Origin of the sequence: Paenibacillus foliorum (assembly GCF_013141765.1) — a bacterium.
GTDB classification, from domain to species: domain Bacteria; phylum Bacillota; class Bacilli; order Paenibacillales; family NBRC-103111; genus Paenibacillus_S; species Paenibacillus_S foliorum.
The window spans coordinates 14,816-36,464 of record NZ_WHOD01000067.1; the positions used below are offsets into that span (position 1 = coordinate 14,816).

The window sequence follows — 21,649 nt, forward strand, 5'->3', positions numbered from 1 at the left end:
GAAGATTAGGCTCGCCTATCTAAGGGGTGAAACATGCCAAGCAAACTGAGATTTGCTATTGTTGGGGCTGGTGTTATAGCAAGGTTTCATGCGGAATCTATTCTTCAGAAGCATGCGGATGCGGAATTGATTGCCATCGCCGACCCAAGTATTGAAAAGGCACGTACGTTGGGTGATGAGTTTAATGTTCGTCACATATTCGATGACTATGAGACGCTCCTTAAGCTTCCGGAAATCGATGTCGTATGCATATGCACGCCAAGCGGTATGCACAGCGAAGTAAGCATAGCGGCGGCACAAGCCGGGAAGCACGTGTTATGTGAGAAGCCATTGGAGATTAACGCCGATAAAATGACCGCGATGATTGAGGAATGCCGAAAGCAGCGGGTTAAGCTGGGCTGCGTATTTCAAAGACGGCTCATGCCAGCGGCGCTGCATGCTCGCCAAGCAATTCAAGATGGCAAGCTCGGAAAGCTTGTTATGGGAAATGCGTATTTAAAATATTACCGCAGCCCTGAGTACTATGGAAGCGGAGGATGGCGAGGCACTTGGAATCTCGATGGCGGGGGAGCCTTAATGAATCAAGGTGTGCATGGAGTGGATTTAATTCAATTTTTAATGGGAGACGTCTCATCCGTATTTGCTTATACCGCCCCACTTGTCCGCAGCATTGAAGTTGAAGATACCGCAGTAGTCGCCATAAAATTCAAGAATGGGGCATTTGGCGTTATTCAGGGGAGCACTTCCATTTATCCAGGCCAGGAAACGCGCTTCGAGCTGCATGGAGATAAAGGAACAATTGAGTTTGGTGATAATGGCATTAAACAGTGGAGTTTCATGGATCATGAGGAAGAAGCCCCAGTAATTCATGACACGCTTGGACTTGGCTCCAGCAGCAATCCGCAGCAAATTTCAATCGAGGGGCACTGCTTTTATATTGATGATATGATTCGTGCCATTCGTGAGGATAAAGAACCGCATATCAATGGAGAAGAAGCAAGAAAATCAGTTGATTTAATCCTGGCGATTTATGAATCGTCACGTTCCGGCAAAGAGATCATGTTGTAATACGACCAACTTGGAGGGTAATCCTATGATAAAATTAGCAAAAGATGGGGGAGTGCCGACGAGAACCAAGTCATTCCCTGAGTGGCCGATATTTGGAGAGATGGAGGAGCATCTCCTTCTCGAAGTGCTGCATTCCGGTAAATGGGGGGGGACAGGACGTATCCAGCTCCCGGAAGCGGAGAGGCAATTTGCAGCAGTCCATGATGCCAAGCACGCAATTACGGTAGTCAACGGAACTGTAGCTATTACTATTGCGCTGCAAGCGGCGGGTGTTCAGCCTGGTGATGAGGTTATTATGCCTCCGTACACTTTTTTTGCAACCGCATCGGCTGCACTGATGTTCGGTGCTATACCGGTATTCGTAGATGTGGAGGAAAACACGCTTCTACTCGATGCGAATAAGGTTGAGGCCGCCATCACACCTAAAACTAAAGCGATTATTCCCGTTCATATTGGGGGAGCTATGGCTGATATGACACAACTAAAAGCCATTGCTGATAAATATAAGCTGCGCATTATTGAGGATTCAGCGCAGGCGGTAGGGGCGCGATGGAACGGTTTGGGGGCTGGGACGATTGGCGATCTTGGCACGTTCAGCTTCCAATCAACGAAGAATATAAATTCTGGCGAGGGTGGAATGATCCTTACCCAGAGTGATGAGATGGCGGATCTGGCATGGTCCCTTATTAACGCCGGACGCGTTCGCAGCGGTGAGTGGTACCAGCATGAAAATGTGGGCTGGAATCTACGAATGACGGAATTTCAGGCAGCCATTCTGATCGGCCAGTTAAGCAGATTAGAGCAACAAATGGTAACCCGTGAGAAGAATGCGAAACTGCTTGAAGAGTTGATGCGAAATATTGAGGGCATTCGAGTTCTGGACAGAGACCCTCGGATCACCCGCCATGCCAATCATTTATTCTTATTCAAACTGGTGCCGGAGCTTGCGGAACGAGTCTCCAAGCGAGAGGTGTGCAGTACCATAGGAGCAGAAGGTATTCCTGTTCATGAAGGATACGTATCATTAAATTTGAATCCGGCGATTATCGAGGGAATCCGCGAGTGGACAGGTGAAACCCGCACTTATTCGTGCCCGGTTAGTGAACGGGCGTGCCTCAAAGAAGCGTTGTGGATGCATCAAAACGTTCTATTAGGCGATGAACAGGATATGTATGATATTGCACAGGCAATCACCAAGGTATTGCAATCCTATTCATAGGACTGTTATCTTACTCCGACCTACTAGGCCGTTGATAGGAAAGGAAGATAAACATGATATGGGACCGCTTAGGTGTGCTGACTGATGAAATTTCTCCATCCTTAACGATAGCGTTGGATTGGGCTGTCCAACAAAAATTAAGACATGTAGAGATTCGTACAGTGGGTGGGGTCAACGTTATGAACTTGACTGACGATCAATTAATCGATGTTCGCAACAAGGTGGAACAACGCGGTTTATTCATTTCTGCTGTCGCGTCTCCAATTTTCAAATGCGCTCTGGATTCGGATCGCCCTGTTGCAGGAGGGGATGCATTCGGTCAAAGGGATGAAGATATAACAGCCCATTTTGCCAAGCTGGAAAGATCCATAGACATTGCCAAACTGCTTGGGGTATCACGGATTCGTATCTTTTCTTTTTGGCGAGAGCAGGAGCCGGATGAGTATACAAATGATATTGTCGCCCATTTGCATACAGCAGCGTTAAAAGCAGAGGCAGCTAATGTTGTCCTATTACTGGAGAACGAGCCTTCCTGCAATGGGGGCTATGCAGAGGAAGTGGGAGCGTTGGTAAGAATGGTAGATCATCCTTCGCTAAAAGTATTATGGGATCCCGGGAACGAGGCTTATGGCGGCCGACAGGCATTTCCCCAAGGGTATGAGTTCGTGAAGGATACCCTTGGACATGTGCACTTGAAGGACGCTATGATCCAAGCCAACGGCAGTCCGCTCTGTGTCCCAATCGGCGAGGGGGATGTACCTTATTTAGAACAAATAAATACTCTTGAACAGGACGGATATTCTGGCTTATATACGATAGAAACACACTATATTCCTGAGGGTGGAACACCCATGGATGGCACTCAGCGTACGATTGAAGGACTATACAAGTTACTTGCTTCGGAGGATTTCCATAAATGAATATTACTATATCCGACCTCTCTAAAATGACGGGACTCGCCAAAAGCACAATCTCTGGCGTACTTAACAACAAAGATGGCTTTTCAGAGAAAACCAGACAGAAGGTGCTGCAAACCGCAGCTCAATATGGCTATGTTCCTAACGAGATTGCTAGAGGCCTAACCTCAAGATTCACCAAAACAATTGGCTTGTTAATCAAAGATATTACGAACCCATTTTACAACCATATTACCAAGGGCGTTCAGGAAGTGGCCGCAGAGCATGGATATACTGTATTTTTGTGCAGTAGTGGCGAGGATCATAAGATGGAAGTAGAGCAAATTCAGGCTATGGTTGGCAAAAGGGTCGACGGTCTTATTATTGCTCCGTTGCTCGAAGAAGTCAGCTTTGACCATATTTATGCTTTAAAAAGGAAAAAGCTTCCGTTTGTACTGCTCGGGAACATTCCCGGGCTCGATTGCGATACTGTGGAATTTGACGATTACAGTGGAGGCAAACAAGTGACGGAGTATTTGCTGCAAAAAGGCCATACGCAAATCGGCTTCATTAAAGGTCTCAATACTTCAAAGGCGGGGAAGCTAAGATTCGCAGCTTTTCAGGATACGCTTTTGGCCCATAGTATCACTACGGATCCCAAGTATATATTTAAAGAGGCGAAGTCGTTATCCGATGGTTTTGCCATTGGAAACCAATTAATTGCGATGGAAGAGAGACCGACAGCACTCGTTTGCTTCGATGATGTTATAGCTATGGGGGTAATAAAAGCCTTTGAAAATGCAGGCTTAAAGGTACCTGAGAATCTGTCCGTAACTGGCTTCGATGATATTGAGCTCGCCATTTTTCCGTTAACGACTGTTTCAATACCAACTCTAGAGGCAGGGAAGGCATTGGCACGAACATTGATCGATCGTATTATGCAGGAGCGTGTCTCCAAGAGTAAGCATATCGTGTTTGAGCAAAAGTTAATTCCCCGAGCTTCAGTAAAGCAGCTTTAATACAAAAAAATAAGGACTGGGTGATTAGTCATGGATAACATAGAACAGGTAGATCGTTTACAAATTCGTCGATATGAGACACGCAAGGAAATGGGAGAAGCCGTAGCCGCTGGATTAGCGAATAAAATGATAGAGCTTCTTGCCGTAAAAGAGACAATCGCTGTGATCTTTGCTTCTGCACCTTCGCAGAATGAATTTCTCGAAGCGTTGCAATCTATTGACGAAATACCGTGGGAACGTGTCATCTGCTTTCATCTGGATGAATACGTTAGCCTATCCGCCGAAGCTCCACAAAGCTTCTCTCGTTACTTAATGGAAACATTGTTTAACCGCCGCAAGCCGAAGCAATTTCACGCTATTGATGGATTGAATGACCCTGTTGTTGAATCTGCACGTTATTCGGCGTTGCTTGCTGCCCAACCCATTGATATCGCTTGTCTTGGAATCGGAGAAAATGGACACATCGCTTTTAACGATCCTCATGTTGCCGATTTTGATGACCCTAAAGCCGTCAAGGTCGTCTTGCTGGATGAGATATGCCGACAGCAGCAGGTAAACGATGGCTGTTTTGCATCACTAGGTGAGGTTCCTCTGGAAGCAATAACACTGACGATCCCAACTATCATGTCAGCGGCTTCGATTTTCTGCACCGTTCCAGGTGAGCGTAAAAGCATGGCAGTAAGAGACGCAGTTCAAGGACCTATAGACATCAGTTGCCCCGCCTCAGCATTAAGAAACGCAACCGCAGCCTATATGTACCTGGATAAAGAGAGCGCTGCGCTTCTAAAGAGCTAAGAAAGTTTAACCTGACTAAAGCATGTGTTAAACTTTCCGCTCGCAAGAGAAGCTATCCCTAAAACACGAATGTATCTTTATCGAACAGGCTTCGAATAGAAGATTTTCCATAAAGAGCGATATGGCTTGGCATAGAGGGGGATGGAATATGGCGGTAAATAGGAAAAATAAGTTTCGGCTGAAGCCCGCCCATTGGTTCTGCATAGCGGGTTTGGTGCCGATCTTGATCCTGTACGGATACTTGCGGTTTATACCCATAATTAAAACTATGTATATCAGCTTTTTTGAATGGGATTTAGTATCTGATAAAAAGCCTTTTGTAGGATTTGAAAACTTTATCACGTTATTTCAAAGTGAGGCTTTTCTAATTTCACTTAAAAATACTTCCATTATTGCCTTCGGTATTTTAATTTTTAGTGTACCGAGTGCTCTTTTAATTGCTTACCTCCTTAGTAAAGGAGTGCGGTTTAAAGCCTGGTACGAGGCGTTCTATTTTTTACCTGTAATAACGCCAATGGTTCCTGTAGCTGTAACCTGGAAGTGGATACTCGATTCCAATCATGGATTGCTTAACTATTTTTTATCGTTTATCGGGATACCCAAGCAAGCGTGGCTATTCGATCCTAAGCTGGCCATCGTTTCCGTCATTATGCTGACCGTATGGAAAACGATCGGATATAATATGATCATCTTCCTGGTTGGGATAACCGGAATCCCAAAGGATAATTATGAAGCGGCTTCGATAGATGGGGCGACGGGAGCAAAAGCATTCTGGTATATTACACTTCCGCTCCTTAAACCGATTACGGCTTTCGTCTCCATTATAACTATTATCCACGGCTATAATGTTTTCAGCCAAATCTACATTCTAGCATCGGATATTCAAGGTTCACCGGGATATGTGGTCAGGGTGCTGGTGTACGATATGATCGAAAATGCATTCCGGTATTACAAAATGGGCTACGCATCTGCTGAAGCATTCATACTGTTTTTCATTGTGCTTATTCTTACATTGATTCAGCTTTGGCTTGCACGTGAGAAAAATTCGTCTAAAAAGGGGTTGAAATTATGAGACAGCGAAATAGGATAGCATCCTTAGTCAGTCTCTTTATATTAACGGTCGGTGCCGTTATTATGATAATCCCCTTCTTATGGATGATATCGACTGCGTTCAAGACATCCCCGGAATTAAATGTTTGGCCACCTACCTTCATTCCTAACCAGTTTAATTTCAGTAATTTTGCTGCGGTGTTCCAGGCTGCTCCCTTTCATCTATACTTTCTAAACAGTCTGAAGATGGCGACCTTTTCCGCGGCTGCGATTGTATTCACCTCTATGCTGGCTGGCTATATTTTCGCCAAGTTTCGTTATTTCGGATTGGCCTTTCTGTTTTCTATCTTTTTATCAACGGCCATCATACCTTTTGAAATCTACATGATACCCTTATATCTACAAATGCAGCAGTTAGATTTGCTCAACAAGTTCATGGGCATGGTGATGCCATATCTGGTAATGAGTTTCGGGATCTTTTTTATGAGACAGAACATCATTCAACAAATACCCGATGAAATTATTGAATCTGCAAGAGTTGAAGGTGCTTCTGAATGGAGAATTTTCTTCCAGATCGTATTTCCGTTAATGACGGCTCCCATTAGTGCACTCAGTATATTTGCATTTATAGAGGCGTGGAATTCATTCGTATGGCCTTTGCTTGTCGTTGGGGATAAGTCGTTGTTTACAATGGAGCTTGGTTTGGCCATGTTCCAATCGACGTTCTCTATTGACATGACGGTGATGTCAGCAGGGTCGGTCATCTCTATTATTCCAATTATGATTGTGTTTATTTTCCTGCGTAAATATATTATTCAAAGCGTTAGTATGACGGGAAGCAAGTAATTAAATGAGGTGAACAATGGACAAATTGTTACCATTTTATCAAGATCATGTACATAATGTACTGCTTCCCTTTTGGATGAGGGCGCTTGATAACAAGCATGGGGGTGTTTACACCTGCTTTAACAATTTAGGGAGTGAATTGATAAGCACGGACAAATATACATGGTCGCAAGGCCGGTTTATATGGCTGCTGGCGAAAGTATCCAATTTGTGCACCCAAGGATTGTTACATGGAGACGCTGATTTTTACCTGCAGCATGCAAGGAAAACAGTCGATTTTTTACAGCAGTATGTGTTTCTGGAGAATGGAAACTGTGCCTATGTATTGTCCGAGTCGGGAGAAAAGAAGGAATTGGCAGCGGGGGAAGGCTACGACACGAGCTTTTATGCGGATTGCTTTGTAGTTCTGGGCTTTGCCCAATATGCTGTAACAGCTCGAGATGAAGAGGTGCTTGAAACAGCCCTGCAGCTGTATCAACGTATTGATGAAAGGCTGGCCAATGGAGACATGCGGAGCGAGCCCTATCCCATTCCAGATGGATATAAGGCGCATTCAGTATCCATGATTATGTTGAATGTTTCGCAAGAGCTTGCCGATGGGTTGGAGATGTTTGGTCACGAACAAGCATCAGAGGTACGCAGGAAAAGCAACGCCTATATGGATGAGATTATGGAACGTTTTCTTGACTCGGATGATTTGATACGAGAAATGCTTCCAGCCAATCCAATCGATACAGATACGTTGCTCAGTACGCATATCACACCTGGGCACTCCCTAGAATGTATGTGGTTCGTCATGCACGAAGCGGGTAAATTAGGCCGTACTGAGCTGATTCCCAAAGCTTTACAGGCTGTGAAGCGGGCCGTTCAGATAGGCTGGGACTCCGAGTTTGGAGGATTGTTTCGCTATGTCGACCGGAATGGCGGAGAACCAAAGGGACGCAAGGCAGGTGGGCGTTATGAAGGTTTGGTGTGCGACACCTGGGATATGAAAATTTGGTGGCCCCACTCGGAAGCTTTGTACGTGCTGCTGCTTGCATACAAGCTGACAGGGGATACCGAGTGTCTCCAAAAATATGAGCAGATGCATGATTATGTGTTCAGTACTTTCCCTAATTTAGATACTTCCATCGGGGAATGGGTCCAGATTCGCAATCGTAGAGGAGATCCGGTGCACAAGACAGTGGCACTGCCTGTCAAGGATCCGTATCACATCATGCGAAATGCTTTGCTCACCATTGAATTACTATCTGAATAACCAACGCTTAATTATAAAAGCGAAAAGGGGCACGGAAAATCCGAGACTCCTAACACAATCGACAGGAGCGAAATCCCATGGAAGCGCGTTTGCTGCTCGGCTCCGCCAAGGCGGACATTACTCCGGAAAGGCCTATACCTTTGGCAGGTTTTGCCCATCGCCAAGGGGCATTCGAAACTGTTAAACACCCGCTTCATGCGCGGGTTTTTTTCTTTAAACAAGAGGAAGTAGGCAGCCCTCCTATACGATTGGATCCGGAACAGGATGAATCCCATAGGGTAACCGGCTTAGCACAAGTGCTGCTTGTATCCGCTGATTTGATCTGGTGGGGTAGTGAACGGCTTGAGAGCTTGAGGCAGCAATTGAGCCAACAATGGGGGTTCAAGAATGAAGAGATGGTATTCCACGCTACACATAATCATTCAGGTCCACAGACGAGTGGTGCTTTCACTTCATCGATCGGCAAGCCTGACCCAGCCTATATTTCCTTCTTGGAAGAAACCATACTGGCTGCCGTTAAGGAGGCAGCTTCCGCATTAGAGCCTGTAACGGTGGAGACCGGCCAAGGGGCCTGTCCTATGGGTATCAACCGTAGGAAGTGGACTGATGGTCAGATCATCATGGCTCCTAATGCAAGTGGACCTACAGACCCTGCTGTTACAGTTACACGGTTTAATAAGCTTATAGGCGGTGAGACGAAAGCTCTGTTGGTTCACTATACCTGCCATCCGACGACAACAGGAGATAACGACGTTTCTTCGGAATATCCGGGGATTGCGATGGATCTTCTTGAGAATGCCTTTGGGGGGAGTGCAATCGCCGCTTTTGTGCAGGGATTTTGTGCCGATGTACGGCCTGCCTTAGTTGAAGGAGAGAGTTTCTTCCGCGGAGGTGACAAGGATGTAGTGAAGCTGGGAAGAATGCTGGCAGATGAGGTGCTGGCTGTATTGGGGAGGCCTATGACGCTGCTTCCCTCTGCAGTGCTGGGTGGCCGATGCTTGACGATCCCATTGCCGTTTCAAACGGTACCAACCGCGAATGAGCTTAAAGAAATGGCACGAGTGGCTTTTGAATCAATCGGGAGAGTCACAGAAGACCCGGATATGGAGTTGGTGGCCGATACAGATTCGACTCTGTCTGCTGAGACCTCCCTTTCGCAGCATTTTGACAAAACCGATGCCCCTCCACAGCTTCTGAGGCTGCAGCCGGAAATTGTTATCGAGTGGAGCCAACTGCTGCTCAGTGAACCGGAACGGCTGCGTGGGGCAGCCGCTTTGGAGATGACCTTGCTTACCATTGCAGATGGCTGCTCCATCCTTGCTGTAAACGCCGAAATGTCCGTTCATTACGGACTATGCGTTAAACAGCTTTTGGGTGATGGAGTGATGCCGGTAGGGTACAGCAATGGGATGATCGGTTACGTACCAACCTCTGCCCAAATTGATGAAGGAGGATACGAAGCGCGGGACTCGACTTATTATTTTGGTCTGCCAGCACCGTTTGCCCATGAGGTGGAACCATTGATTTATGAGGCCATAAAGCAGTTTCGTTATCGATAAGAATAGGCAAACAGATTGAAGGAGGTGCAGCATGTCAAGTGAGACAGTGGTAACAGAAATTAGGGGGAAATTAGTAACAACAGGAGCATCTGTTCTAATAGAACTGGAAGGGAAACGAATTGCAAAGATATCTCCATTCGATCACCAAGAATCGAACGATGAGGAGCTATGGATCGCACCGGGCTTGATCGACTTGCAGATCAATGGATATGCAGGTTACGATCTTAATCTTTCCGACTCCTCTATGGAGGAACGCATTGAAACTATCCGGCTAATGGTCGATAAGGTGCTGGAAAGTGGAGTGACTTCTTTTTGCCCAACCATTATTACGGCGGGATATGAACAAATCTATGATTCTATGACAGCACTGCGACTAGCCTGCGAACGATATTCAGTGGTTGACGAAACTATTCTCGGCATTCATTTGGAGGGCCCGTATTTATCAGATCAGGATGGTCCAAGGGGAGCACACCCGAAGGAGCATATCCGTGACCCGGAATGGACGGAATTTGCGAAGTGGCAGTATGTCTCTGGTGGCCGTATACGAATGGTCACTATTGCTCCGGAACGAAGTGGGGCCATTGCCATGATCCGAGAGTTGGCAAGGGCTGGGGTATTGGTGTGCATAGGGCATACAGCTGCCACTCATGAGGAGATTGCAGCAGCTGTTGATGCAGGAGCCCGCATGTCAACGCATTTAGGTAATGCAGCCCACCTTCAGTTGCCCCGGCATCCGAATTATATTTGGTCTCAATTGTCAGAGGATCGACTCTCCGCAAGCATTATTGCGGATGGCCATCATCTGCATCCATCCGTTATAAAGGTGATAGCGCGAGTCAAGCAAGACCAGCTTGTTCTGGTTAGCGATGCTGTTCACCTTGCCGGGATGGAGCCAGGTATCTACAGGACACATGTGGGGGGTGAAGTTGAGTTACTGCCATCGGGACGGTTGCAGTTAGTCGCTAACCCGCTCATGCTTGGCGGTGCAGCGGTATCGTTATCGGAGTGCGTCCAATGCTTTATTCGGTTTACCGGCACCGAGCTGAGCGAGGCCATTGGCATGGCTACTATAAAACCTGCAAAACTGCTTGGAGTACAGCAGATTGGGGTCGTTGAGGCAGGCTATTGGGCTGACCTGATCTTGTTTGCATGGGATAAGAGTGACGGCAGCATCAGCGTACGAGCTGTCATTAAACGCGGCAAACAAGTTTATAGCAAACGGTGAGGTTCCGCAATTTCATGGCTACAAAAGTACACTTCACTTGTTATGCCCACGTACTGTCTTTAAGATAGGGGCATATAATCCGGATAATCAGTTATGATTCCGTCTACTTTTAATTCCAGCGGGGGCCCTATTTAAGCGCCCCTTCCGTAAGCCCCCCAATAATGTACTTTTGAGTGAAGCCATATAAAATAATAATCGGGAGCATCGAAATGAAGAAACCGGCAAACGCCAAATTGTAATTGAAGGCATATTCGCTTTTGAAATTATAAATGAAAAGCGGAAGTGTCCAATAATCCGGATGGCGGTTCAGAATGATTAAAGGGAGCTGAAAGTCGTTCCAGATCCACAAGCTGTTCAAGATCAGAACGGTTGCGATGATCGGCAGCATAAGCGGATATATTATTCGTGTAAAAGTCGTCCATACTCCACTGCCGTCTATTTTGGAAGCTTCGTCAAGCTCCAATGGTATATTTTTGAGAAATCCAACACATAGAAATATGCCTTGTGCGAAGGCTAATGTAACGTACATTACGATGAGGCCATTTTGATCCAACAGCTTTAGATTGCTCATATGTCTGTATATAGGAAGCATAATGGCTTGGAACGGGACGAATATGCCGGACATCACAAATAAATATAAGAATCTATAGTATCGTTTGGAAAAATTCCGTGATATGGCGTAAGAGACCATTGGAATCAACAGCAGCATAAGTAAGATAGAAAGTATAGTTACATAGACAGAATTTCCTACAAACTTAAAAAAATTGGCTTTATGAATGACTTCGACGAAATTGCCCATATAGAAGCTGGAAGGCAGAGCAAAGAAGCTTTTTGTTGTTTCAGCCGTTGTTTTCATAGCAATGGTTAGCGTCAAATACAAGGGTGCGAGCACAAAGCACATACCAATTACGAGTATGAGGTAGGATATTATCCGAGAAATAGGGCTAGTTCTCATAGCTGTCCGGCCTCCTTCCGGTTCAGCAATTTGATTTGGATGAAGGAGATAGTAGCGATCATCAAGAACACGTAGATGGCCTCAGCTGTACCATAACCGAATTTCATCTCCGTCATACCATGCTTGTAAATCAGAAAACCCATCGATTCCGTCGCTTTAGCAGGCCCCCCATCCGTCATAGCTACGATATAATCGAATACAGTGAGTGCTCCCTTGATAGCAATGACCAAATTAACAGTTAGCATTGGAATCAGGAAGGGGACCGTGACTGAGAAAAATCGTTGTATCGGGGTTGCCCCATCAATGACAGCGGCTTCCTTTAGATCTTTGGGAACGCTCGAAAGTCCTGCAATAAAGATAACCATTGGCGTTGCAATCCCATGCCATATATTCGTAAGGGCAATTCCATACATGGCCGTATTTTTATTTCCCAGAATGTTTTTGGACAGCCACTCCAGGGAAAGAGCCTCGCCTAAATGAGGAAGTACGGAATAAAAGACTTGATTAAAAATAAGTCCGACTGTAAGCATGCTTAATACGGCTGGAAAGAAAAATACGGACCGGAAAAAACTACGAAGCTTCAAGCTGCCGCTTAATAAAATGGCCAATAATAACGCAATCAGCAGCTTAATGACAACGACCAAAAATGTATAGAGGAACGTAAATTGCATGGAATCGATAAACCGGCTGTCTTTCATAATGTTGATGTAGTTATTCAAACCAACGAAACGAAACGATTTGGAAAAACCGTCCCAATTCGTCATGCTGTAGAAAAATCCCATCCCTACTGGGAATAGAAAAAAAACGATATATAACAACAGGGTGGGCAATGTGAGCAAAAAGAAAATCAGCCCTGCTTTGCTTGCAGTTATCGATTTTTTCTTTTTTACAGAGAGCCCTGCATTGTGTACAACCTCCATAGTCCACCTCCATGCTTTCTAATTAATTCGAATCATAGAAAAACCCCCTGGACACGGATCTGCTTGCCTCGGGGGCTATGTTTAACATTCCTATTATTATTGATTTAGCTTATTGTAAAAGATCTTATCCAAAGCTTTCAGGTATCCGTCAATATCGCCTGTGGCGAACATTTCCTGGGTTGCCTTACCTACATCGCCATTCACACCCGGAGGCCATACCCGCTCAATGGTCGGATATACTTTACCTGCGGTAATCAGACTACTCAAACTCGTAATTTCCTTATTATTGTTTGTAACTCCATTAATCGCTGCCGGATAACCGCTCAAATCCACATACTTCTGGACAACTTCCTTCGATGACATGTATTCGATAAACTTCTTGGCTTCCGGTTGATTTTTACCTTTGGCTGGAATGCCGATTGCTGTGTCAACAGATACTTGGACCTTAGTATTGTCCGCCGTAGCCGCTGGCATAGGGAACATCGAGAATTTCAAGTTAGGGTTGGACTTTTTGATTGGTTGAATGGCCCAAATTCCTGTATACCACATAGCTGATTTACCGTTGGCAAATTCACGAAGGGCATCATCATATCCTGTACCTAGCGCATCCTTCTGAGAGTATTTCCTAAGATTGTATAGCTTTTCGGCAAAAGGCTTGAATTCTGCGTTATCGGTAATATGAGCTTTACCTTTCATGACGCTATCGAGAAAATTCTGAACATCAGGTATTTGAAGCCCCATCCTGGATACGACTTCCTGTCGAATGCCATTCCAATCTTTATCATGGAAATAGAATGGTGTTTTGCCTGCTGCTTTGATTTTGTCAGCGGTTGCAAGAAGCTCGTCATAGGTTTTAGGAATTTGCAAACCCATTTCATTAAACATATCGATGTTGTAGTATACGCCGAGAGTAGCTACGGCAATGGGTACCAGGTAGTTCTTTCCATCAATTTTACTGAGGTCAGCGAGCGCAGGAGAGACGTTAGCCATTAGTGGTCCGCCGGTCAAGTCAACAACTCTGCCTTCCTTGGAAAGCTGTTGAAACACTGCATTGTGTGGGAAATGGGTAAACGCGGCGGGGGCATCATCAGTCGAGACGCGCATGGTCCATACGTTTTCTGGATTAGGTACATTGTTTTGCTCAACGGTGATGTTAGGATTTTTAGTCTGGAAATCTTTAATTAATTCATTGACCACATCGACCATTTCGGACTTCATTTGGAAGTACTCGATTTTTACTTTCTGGCCGCTTGCTGCAGGTGCTGCACTGGGGCTTTCAGCTTTTCCGTCCTTATTCGTGCCAGCCCCGCTAGAGCTTTCATTAGTGCAAGCGGTTACAATTACTAAGGTTGAAGCTAATAGAACAGAAGTCCATTTTCCGGCTACTCTCATTATCTTTTGACCCCTTTCGTTTGCTGATATTCCAAGTATACTTAAGGACGTCCTCATGAAATATGAGATAGATGACTTTATGAATATGAGAAAAATGACTTTGTTATCCCATCAAGCATCTGATTGCTTATTACCGCTTTTATACTTTCCAGGTGTCTCGCCAAAGCTTTTCTTGTACATTTGAATAAAGTAGGAGTAATCATTAAAGCCCACCGCACTCGACACCTCTGATATGGTCAAGGATGTATCATTTTCAAGCATGGATCTAGCCTTCAGCATTCGCACAGAGAGAAGAAATTGAGAAAATCCCATCCCGGTTTTTTTCTTAAATAGACGACTTAAATAAGCTGGGTCTGTGAAATACATATTTTTGGCTAGATCTTCGAGCAGGATATCTTGCTTGTAGTTGTGCAGCATATAATTTTTGATGTCCTCGATCATGTCCGTTTTAATTCTGTTCAGCAATAGGCGCTCGCCGAGCTTCATTATCACTTGGGTAAACTCCTCGGTTATTCCACCCACGGAATGATATTCATGCAGATCTAGTGGCTGTAGGAAAACTTCGGCTGCATCATTCCGTGTATTCATTAGCTCAATTACCGAATTTAACATAGCTGTGACTTTGGCACACATATCATGAAGCACGTTCACAGATAAATGGTGCTGGGCAGCTTCCGTCATAAAATGGCGCATTGTATCAACAGCTTCAGTGGTCTGACCCTTCATCAGCTTCTGGTACAGGCATGAAATCCACTCATCCATAGCTACATAGTTATACGGACGGTTTATACCTGCAAATGCGGCGTCATAAACTTGATTTTCCCCTGAGATCAGTCTGTAGAGGAGGGCGCTTTTGGCCTCTTTATAGGATGCTGCAAGTCCGGTAATATCCGTATGAATGCTGCTCATCCCTACAGATAAGCTGTAGTCACTTGATTGAGACCAGTTTCTAATCATTTGCTTTAAACAGTCCCGATGCTCTCCTATCCATTCTGTAGTTGGTGAAATTCCTCCCGAATCATACAGCCACATGACGATCATGTCTGCATACCGTCTATCTCCAATGATAATAGCTCGTAGCTGGGCGGCTGACAGCAGCCTTTTTACAGCCTGTTTCACATGATCTTTATAATTAGCATTCATTCGGAGGACCGCAATAGCGTAACGATCGACACCCTCTATATCCAAAGGTAGGGACTTGCGTGGTGCCCCCTCGTATAATAATGCAGCAAAGCTGTCCTCCAATCTTTTTTCAGTGGACATCACGACTTTATCCCTGTATTGCTCCAATAACGTCCATATATGCTCCTTATCCACTGGCTTCAATAAATAATGTTCTACCTTGAAACGAATAGCCTGCTGCGCATATTTAAAATCATCGTACCCGCTAATAATAATGTTGGCCGTATCCGGGTGGTGCTCGTAAATGAAAGCGGCCAGCTCGATCCCGTCCAGGATAGGCATGCGGATATCCGATAACACGAGGTTGGGCATAGCGAAATTAAGCTGCTCCATCGCTTCCCGGCCATTCTCCGCTTCATACACAATTACTTGTGCATTCCAATCCTGAATCATTTGTACCATCGCTTTTCTAGCAAAAAATTCGTCATCGACCACCAGTATTTTCATCAGCGTTCATCTCCTTCACTCCCGGAATGGTCATTTCGATACAAGTTCCTGTTTGAAGCGCACTGCTCAGCTTGATCCAATAGTCTTCACCGTAGAAGTTTTTAATTCGGGCATGCACATTACGCAAACCAAAGTTATCCTTAGAATCCAAGCTCGCAGTTTGAAAAGGATTGGAGAAGATAACGTTTAGCTCAGCCAGCTTCTGTTCATTCATTCCGACTCCGTCATCCTCAACTCTAATATGGAGTAGATGTCCTTTTTTGGTGATGGATATGATTAAAGTTCCTTTACCGCCTTTGGGCTCCAGCCCATGATAGAAGGAGTTTTCAACTAGCGGCTGCAGCAAAAACTTCAATATTTTATAAGGGAGCAGATCCTCCTCTATCTCATACACCACTTGAAATTTGCCCAAAAAACGGATTTGCTGAATACCGATATAATTTTTGATTTGTTCCAGTTCATTGTGTATCGTCGCTTCGTCACCTGTTTTTATGTTATATCGATACATATCGGATAAAGACCTTGCCATAGTTGAAATATCACTGACTCTATTTAACTCCGCTACGGAATGAATGACGTTTAATGTATTGTACAGAAAATGCGGATTAATTTGCGCTTGAAGCATGTTCATCTCCGCGCGCTTTTGAAGCTGTCCAGAAACAATCTCGAGCTCTCGGCTTTCCTTGAGGCGGTGAATCATTTCGTTGTAGCTGGCTACCAAGCGGCTGATTTCGTCTACACGGTTCTCGTGGATGGGTACTCTGTCCAAATAACCGGAGTCAACCAGCTTCATTTCGCTGTTCAATTTATGTATCGGTTTAATAAAACGTTTGGAGAAAAATAAAGCGAGAATAAAAGCAGCAATCAAAGAAATTAAGCTTAGCAGGATGTAATTTCGCGTATTATTCAGGAATGCTTGGTCGATCAGCCTTGTCGGGATGTAATGGATGACCTTCCATTTGGTCATATCGTTGACTCTGGCACTAAACAAATAGGATTCTTGATTCATGTACAGCTTCTGAAATTTTTTCCCGTCACTCAGTTGATTGTCAAAAAAGGCTGCAATATCCTGCGTTTCTTTGCTGTCTAAAGCCTCGGATGGAAGATTGGAATGATAAATGACCTTGCCGTCCATAATCACTATGGTCCCCAGCTCATTGTTTGAATTGGCAATACCCCCAAGGATGTTTTGGAGAGCTCTAAATCGGATATCTATTTTTACATAGCTTTCAAAAGCCTTATTCATATTTATATCCGTTAGATATCGGACTATAGAAAGTTGTTTATCCTTATTCCCTTTCGTATTGTTTTCGTAGGGAGGGGAAATGACGATGTTGCCATTAAGCAGCTCTTGCTTGTTCATTCTATCAATAGTTTGCTTCATTCCAGGCTCGAAGGCCGACATGCTGGTGTAGACGCGTCCATTGGGAGCCATGACTGAGATTGTTGAAATATTTCCGTTCATCAGCACCAATTGATCCATCGCTCTCTGAACGTAGAGGGTATCCTCCACATGCTCTCTGCTTTCCAACTGATACCGTTTGTTCAAAATGGACTGCAGCTTGGGATCCGTTAAATAAAAGAAGGAGTTCAGCGAAACATTAGAAATAAAGTCACTAATAATCACGTTAGTCCTATTGCTGAATTCGTTCAGCAAATCTTCATAATAGCCTTTTGTTTGATTGTACAAATTGACCCCGTAGATAAGTAGAGCCGCTAGCACGGAAATCATAATAATCATGATATAGGACATCAACAGCTTGCTTTGGAATGAAACCGGTTTCAAATGTCGGATGAAGGATTTTCTCATATTCAATTCCTTTCGAGAGGACTTCAATAATGGGTATAAAGAAAGTAAACCTTTTATAAGGGACTTGTGTCAATTATATGATTAATATGTTCGCAGAAGTGACTGTGAGGTTTCCGGGGTCTTACAGATTGGAGCAATTGCTGCCAATCGTGCAGGAGGCTTCGTTCGTAAGGGCAGTAGGGCTGAAGTGTTGCAACAGAAATACAAAAGATCATATGGGGTTATCTGAAAAAATCGTAAACACTTTTTTCTCAGGTAGTTTTGTGGTAAACTAATGCTTACCGCGCGCCCGTAGCTCAGCAGGATAGAGCGTCAGTTTCCTAAACTGCAGGTCGTACGTTCGAATCGTATCGGGCGCGCCATTAACTATTCTTATTGAATTTACAAGCCACCCTTCGGGGTGGCTTTTTGTGTGTTTTACATTCAAGACAAGCTTTCAAGGCCCTTCGAACTACGCCCAGCTGAATAGCATATAGGAAGGAGTTCTGCTTGATATATGAGGGCAGGAGGCTTCATTTGATTGTGGAACTCTCCATTTTCTTTTATAATTACCTCAGTTGATAATAATTCTCAAATAAAAGGGGGAGCCGATGAAAACCATTTTGCTCATTGAAGACGAGAGAAATTTATCGCGCTTTATTGAATTGGAGCTTCGGCACGAATCGTTTGAGGTGACAGTTGCTTATGATGGAAAGAGGGGATTGGAGCTGGCTTTGCAGCAGGAGTGGGGGGTTATCTTATTAGACCTTATGCTTCCTGGTATGGATGGAATTGAAGTGTGTCGCCGTATACGTGAGGTGAAGAGAACTCCGATTATTATGCTAACAGCCAGAGACAGTCTCAAGGATCGGATATCCGGATTGGATAGTGGGGCGGATGACTACATACCTAAGCCTTTTGCCATTGAGGAACTGCTGGCACGCATACGGGTAGTATTCAGAAGACAGGAAGACACCTCGGAAGCGGCGATGCAGCTTCTTACTTTTCAGGACATCAGAGTGAATCTGGATTCAAGGAATGTTACCAGGGGCGGCAAGACCATCGATCTGACAAAGAGAGAATACGACCTGCTTCTAGCCTTCATGAGGAATACGAATCGGGTGCTGGGCCGAGAAACTTTGCTGGATATGGTATGGGGCTTTGAGGCTGGGGTGGAAACGAATGTGGTGGATGTGTATGTACGTTACTTGCGAAATAAAATGGATAACCCCAATGAGGATAGCTGTATACAGACCGTACGCGGCATTGGTTATGTGATGAGACAATGAAGCGGTTACCCTTACGATTCGCCCAAGTCCCAATGAAGTGGAAGCTGACGATATGGTCTACCTTGCTGCTCGTTTTGCTATTCGCGGTTTACAATATAGTACAGTATGTTTTTGTGGAAAGATGGATGATTAAGCAGGAAGAAGCGAACACACAGCAGGATATGAGAGAGATCTTGAATTACTTTCTGGAGAACGAGGTTTCCTTCGAGGAAGCCGAATTCTTGCAATCGCGTAATTTTCTCGAAAGAATCAACCGTCCCGATCAACTTATTCGTGTTCTAAATGAGAAGGGGGAGCCTATTCTTACGGTATCCGATGATATTCCGGAGCAGTGGGTGGAAGCTAAATCTGTGAGCACAAAGGAACTGGTTGGGATAAAACACACAAATGATCGTTTAGTTATTATGAGAAGTCCACTTACGATTTTCAAATTCAATGGGACTGTAGAAATCGTAAAAAATATTGTGAATTTCGAGAAGCTAACGGATGCCCTCTTCTACGTAATGGTCATATGTGGTCTGGGAGCTGTGGTCATCAGCGGTCTTGGTGGACGGCTGTTGGCAGGACAACTGCTCAAGCCACTGCAAGCAATGGCCGAAACGATCAGAAACATTAAGCAAAAAGGACTGCATGAGCGTATGCAGTTGAACGATAATAAGGACGAGATCGCTACCTTGATGATCATGTTTAATACCATGATGGATCAGGTGGAGCGCTCCTTTCAACAGCAAAGGCAGTTTGTTGAGGATGCTTCTCATGAGCTAAGAACACCAGTAGCTATTGTAGAAGGACATCTGTCCTTACTACAGCGGTGGGGAAAACATGATCCTGCCATATTGGAAGAATCGTTAGACGCTTCAATCCAAGAGGTTGCGCGTTTGAAAATGCTTGTGCAGGAGCTGTTGGCGCTCAGTCGTGCCGAGAAGCTGGATCCGGCGGATAACTCTGAAGTAACAGATCCAGAGCAAGTGATTCGGACTATAATTAAGAACATGACTGTGCTTCAACCGACATTTAATATAAAAGCAGAACTGGAAGCACTCAAGTCCGTAGTCTTGGTAATATCAGCCCAACATCTGGAACAGATTTTGCTCATTGTGCTGGATAATGCAGTCAAGTATTCGGAGCAGCACAAAGTTATTTGCATACGGGCTACCGTGAACGAAGAAGCAGCCCGCATAGAAGTAATCGATTCGGGAATAGGTATTTCAGGTTCCGATATGCCGTATGTCATGGATCGTTTCTATCGCGCTGACAAGGCGCGCAATGGTGAACAGGCAGGGCACGGGCTAGGTTTAGCGATTGCTAAACGTCTAGTAGAAACATATAACGGAACGATCACTTTGCAAAGTATAGAACATGAAGGGACTACTGTGTGTATTTCTTTACCGAAAAGGTAAAGAAATTTTTTTTTCACATCAAATTCTCATTATTGTAAGTTATACTGTTAACTAGTTAAGTCCAATTGGTAATGATATTCATTATCACCAAATAATTTTCAACTGATTTACCGTATAAAGGCGAGGGGGAGACAACTTTTTTGGGGTTGTATTGAGAATGAGTATTAATATCAAATATTAATTAACGAATGGAGATGTAGATTTCAAATGAGAAAACAAACCTTGTTCAGCACTATGCTGCTGATCATTCTGTCACTTATCGTAGCCGCATGCGGTTCAAGCCCTTCAACGGGCGGAACGTCTTCCACGCCACAGCCTAAGGTAGAGAGCGCCGACCCGGCGAAGTCCTCTCAAGCTCCGGCAGCAAGTCCGACTGCCGGCAAGGACCAGGCTGTTAACATTTTTACGGCCAGACACTACGAGGTAGATAGCGTATTATTCAATGCTTTTACGAAGCAAACGGGGATTAAAGTCAATGAAATCAAAGGCACGGCCGAAGAGCTGGTTGAACGGTTGAAGCGTGAAGGTACAAGTTCAGAGGCTGACTTGTTTATTACTGTAGACGGAGGTGTGTTGAACTACGCCAAGCAGAACGGTGTACTGCAGGTGATCCAGTCTCCCGCTATTGACAAGAACGTACCCAAGCAGTGGCGCGACAAGGATAACAACTGGATTGGTATAGCAACCCGAGCTCGGGTTATTGTGTATGCCAAGGACCGGATTAAACCGGAGCAATTGTCTACATATGAGGATCTGGCCACGGATAAGTGGAAAGGGAAGGTGTTGGCCCGCTCTTCAACCAGCTTGTACAACCAGTCACTAGTAGCTTCATTCGTTGAACTTGATGGAGAAGCAAAGGCTGAAGCATGGGCCAAAGGTATTGCCGCTAATCTGGCTCGTAAGCCGGAAGGTGGAGACCGTGACCAAGCCAAGGCTATTGCTGCCAAAGTCGGCGATGTCGCGATTATGAACACCTATTATGTAGGTCAAATGCTGGCGTCCAAGGATGCGGAAGAAGTCAAAGTAGCCCAAAACATCGGCGTCTTTTTCCCGAACCAAAGCACAACAGGCACGCATCTTAATATCAGCGGCGTAGGTCTGACCAAGAATGCCAAAAATAAAGACAATGCGATCAAGCTTATTGAATACATGACATCAAAAGAAGGCCAAACGCTTCTGACGCAAGGCAGCTTTGAGTTCCCGGTTAATGAAGCGGCGGATAAACCGGAGCTATTGAAAACTTGGGGAACATTCAAATCCCAACAAATCGATTTTGCGAAGCTTGGAGATCACAATAAAAAAGCGACTGAACTTCTTAACAAGGCAGGTTGGAAGTAAGC

18 protein-coding genes and 1 tRNA gene are annotated in these 21,649 nt (G+C 44.8%); 14 read left to right on the top strand and 5 right to left on the bottom strand.

Annotated features, from left to right (window positions below; translation table 11 throughout):
• Positions 1-33: 33 nt before the first annotated feature.
• From GC093_RS17560 to nagA, 10 genes are all read left to right on the top strand, one after another.
• Positions 34-1,068, top strand: coding sequence for a Gfo/Idh/MocA family protein (locus GC093_RS17560; RefSeq protein WP_171653201.1), 1,035 nt, complete (start codon positions 34-36; stop codon positions 1,066-1,068).
• Between the two features lie 25 nt (positions 1,069-1,093).
• Entirely contained in the window at positions 1,094-2,287 is a 1,194-nt protein-coding gene (locus GC093_RS17565) for a DegT/DnrJ/EryC1/StrS family aminotransferase (RefSeq protein ID WP_171653202.1), read from the top strand.
• Between the two features lie 53 nt (positions 2,288-2,340).
• Positions 2,341-3,207 (top strand): sugar phosphate isomerase/epimerase family protein, encoded by an 867-nt coding sequence (locus GC093_RS17570; protein ID WP_171653203.1) that lies wholly within the window; start codon positions 2,341-2,343, stop codon positions 3,205-3,207.
• Complete coding sequence (locus GC093_RS17575; protein WP_171653204.1) at positions 3,204-4,202, top strand: LacI family DNA-binding transcriptional regulator; 999 nt, start codon at positions 3,204-3,206, stop codon at positions 4,200-4,202. The genes GC093_RS17570 and GC093_RS17575 overlap by 4 nt, the downstream gene beginning before the upstream one ends.
• Positions 4,203-4,232: 30 nt before the next feature.
• Positions 4,233-4,997, top strand: coding sequence for a glucosamine-6-phosphate deaminase (locus tag GC093_RS17580; RefSeq protein WP_171653205.1), 765 nt, complete (start codon positions 4,233-4,235; stop codon positions 4,995-4,997).
• Positions 4,998-5,145: 148 nt separating this feature from the next.
• Positions 5,146-6,069, top strand: a complete 924-nt coding sequence (locus tag GC093_RS17585) for a carbohydrate ABC transporter permease (RefSeq protein ID WP_171653206.1) — start codon at positions 5,146-5,148, stop codon at positions 6,067-6,069.
• The gene (locus tag GC093_RS17590; protein ID WP_171653207.1) at positions 6,066-6,893 is read left to right on the top strand and encodes a carbohydrate ABC transporter permease; all 828 of its coding nucleotides are present in this window, start codon (positions 6,066-6,068) and stop codon (positions 6,891-6,893) included. The genes GC093_RS17585 and GC093_RS17590 overlap by 4 nt, the downstream gene beginning before the upstream one ends.
• Positions 6,894-6,909: 16 nt before the next feature.
• Positions 6,910-8,151 carry an AGE family epimerase/isomerase gene (locus GC093_RS17595; RefSeq protein ID WP_171653208.1) on the top strand — a complete coding sequence of 414 codons (1,242 nt, stop codon included), beginning with the start codon at positions 6,910-6,912 and terminating at the stop codon, positions 8,149-8,151.
• A 77-nt stretch (positions 8,152-8,228) separates the two neighbouring features.
• Positions 8,229-9,710, top strand: coding sequence for a neutral/alkaline non-lysosomal ceramidase N-terminal domain-containing protein (locus tag GC093_RS17600; protein WP_171653209.1), 1,482 nt, complete (start codon positions 8,229-8,231; stop codon positions 9,708-9,710).
• 31 nt (positions 9,711-9,741) lie between these two features.
• Entirely contained in the window at positions 9,742-10,935 is a 1,194-nt protein-coding gene (gene nagA, locus GC093_RS17605) for an N-acetylglucosamine-6-phosphate deacetylase (protein ID WP_171653210.1), read from the top strand.
• Between the two features lie 127 nt (positions 10,936-11,062).
• Here nagA and GC093_RS17610 read toward each other — a convergent pair whose 3' ends face one another.
• From GC093_RS17610 to GC093_RS17630, 5 genes are all read right to left on the bottom strand, one after another.
• Positions 11,063-11,890, bottom strand: a complete 828-nt coding sequence (locus tag GC093_RS17610) for a carbohydrate ABC transporter permease (RefSeq protein WP_171653211.1) — start codon at positions 11,888-11,890, stop codon at positions 11,063-11,065.
• Positions 11,887-12,810: a carbohydrate ABC transporter permease gene (locus GC093_RS17615; RefSeq protein WP_171653212.1), complete on the bottom strand. Its 924-nt coding sequence runs from the start codon at positions 12,808-12,810 to the stop codon at positions 11,887-11,889. The genes GC093_RS17610 and GC093_RS17615 overlap by 4 nt, the downstream gene beginning before the upstream one ends.
• A gap of 96 nt (positions 12,811-12,906) precedes the next feature.
• Positions 12,907-14,202, bottom strand: a complete 1,296-nt coding sequence (locus GC093_RS17620; RefSeq protein ID WP_171653213.1) for an ABC transporter substrate-binding protein — start codon at positions 14,200-14,202, stop codon at positions 12,907-12,909.
• A gap of 111 nt (positions 14,203-14,313) precedes the next feature.
• Positions 14,314-15,831 (bottom strand): response regulator, encoded by a 1,518-nt coding sequence (locus GC093_RS17625; RefSeq protein WP_171653214.1) that lies wholly within the window; start codon positions 15,829-15,831, stop codon positions 14,314-14,316.
• Positions 15,809-17,641 carry a sensor histidine kinase gene (locus GC093_RS17630; protein ID WP_171653215.1) on the bottom strand — a complete coding sequence of 611 codons (1,833 nt, stop codon included), beginning with the start codon at positions 17,639-17,641 and terminating at the stop codon, positions 15,809-15,811. Before GC093_RS17630 ends, GC093_RS17625 begins: the two co-directional genes overlap by 23 nt.
• A gap of 285 nt (positions 17,642-17,926) precedes the next feature.
• On the opposite strand from GC093_RS17630, the gene GC093_RS17635 reads away from it, so the two are divergent.
• The 4 genes from GC093_RS17635 to GC093_RS17650 all read left to right on the top strand — a co-directional run bounded on the left by GC093_RS17635 (position 17,927) and on the right by GC093_RS17650 (position 21,647).
• Positions 17,927-18,003: transfer RNA gene (locus GC093_RS17635), tRNA-Arg, on the top strand.
• Between the two features lie 228 nt (positions 18,004-18,231).
• Positions 18,232-18,909, top strand: coding sequence for a response regulator transcription factor (locus tag GC093_RS17640; protein WP_171653216.1), 678 nt, complete (start codon positions 18,232-18,234; stop codon positions 18,907-18,909).
• A 32-nt stretch (positions 18,910-18,941) separates the two neighbouring features.
• Positions 18,942-20,309, top strand: coding sequence for a HAMP domain-containing sensor histidine kinase (locus GC093_RS17645; protein WP_246314708.1), 1,368 nt, complete (start codon positions 18,942-18,944; stop codon positions 20,307-20,309).
• Between the two features lie 207 nt (positions 20,310-20,516).
• On the top strand, positions 20,517-21,647 hold the full coding sequence (locus tag GC093_RS17650; RefSeq protein WP_171653218.1) for a Fe(3+) ABC transporter substrate-binding protein: 1,131 nt from the start codon (positions 20,517-20,519) through the stop codon (positions 21,645-21,647).
• Positions 21,648-21,649: the final 2 nt, after the last annotated feature.

Coding starts and splice junctions, on each gene's coding strand:
- GC093_RS17625 (WP_171653214.1), bottom strand. CDS start 15,831: ATGAAAATACTGGTGGTCGATGACGAATTTTTTGCTAGAAAAGCGATG.
- GC093_RS17630 (WP_171653215.1), bottom strand. CDS start 17,641: ATGAGAAAATCCTTCATCCGACATTTGAAACCGGTTTCATTCCAAAGC.
- GC093_RS17580 (WP_171653205.1), top strand. CDS start 4,233: ATGGATAACATAGAACAGGTAGATCGTTTACAAATTCGTCGATATGAG.
- GC093_RS17565 (WP_171653202.1), top strand. CDS start 1,094: ATGATAAAATTAGCAAAAGATGGGGGAGTGCCGACGAGAACCAAGTCA.
- GC093_RS17645 (WP_246314708.1), top strand. CDS start 18,942: ATGAAGTGGAAGCTGACGATATGGTCTACCTTGCTGCTCGTTTTGCTA.
- GC093_RS17590 (WP_171653207.1), top strand. CDS start 6,066: ATGAGACAGCGAAATAGGATAGCATCCTTAGTCAGTCTCTTTATATTA.
- GC093_RS17560 (WP_171653201.1), top strand. CDS start 34: ATGCCAAGCAAACTGAGATTTGCTATTGTTGGGGCTGGTGTTATAGCA.
- GC093_RS17650 (WP_171653218.1), top strand. CDS start 20,517: ATGAGAAAACAAACCTTGTTCAGCACTATGCTGCTGATCATTCTGTCA.
- GC093_RS17600 (WP_171653209.1), top strand. CDS start 8,229: ATGGAAGCGCGTTTGCTGCTCGGCTCCGCCAAGGCGGACATTACTCCG.
- GC093_RS17575 (WP_171653204.1), top strand. CDS start 3,204: ATGAATATTACTATATCCGACCTCTCTAAAATGACGGGACTCGCCAAA.
- GC093_RS17585 (WP_171653206.1), top strand. CDS start 5,146: ATGGCGGTAAATAGGAAAAATAAGTTTCGGCTGAAGCCCGCCCATTGG.
- nagA (WP_171653210.1), top strand. CDS start 9,742: ATGTCAAGTGAGACAGTGGTAACAGAAATTAGGGGGAAATTAGTAACA.
- GC093_RS17620 (WP_171653213.1), bottom strand. CDS start 14,202: ATGAGAGTAGCCGGAAAATGGACTTCTGTTCTATTAGCTTCAACCTTA.
- GC093_RS17640 (WP_171653216.1), top strand. CDS start 18,232: ATGAAAACCATTTTGCTCATTGAAGACGAGAGAAATTTATCGCGCTTT.
- GC093_RS17595 (WP_171653208.1), top strand. CDS start 6,910: ATGGACAAATTGTTACCATTTTATCAAGATCATGTACATAATGTACTG.
- GC093_RS17570 (WP_171653203.1), top strand. CDS start 2,341: ATGATATGGGACCGCTTAGGTGTGCTGACTGATGAAATTTCTCCATCC.
- GC093_RS17610 (WP_171653211.1), bottom strand. CDS start 11,890: ATGAGAACTAGCCCTATTTCTCGGATAATATCCTACCTCATACTCGTA.
- GC093_RS17615 (WP_171653212.1), bottom strand. CDS start 12,810: ATGGAGGTTGTACACAATGCAGGGCTCTCTGTAAAAAAGAAAAAATCG.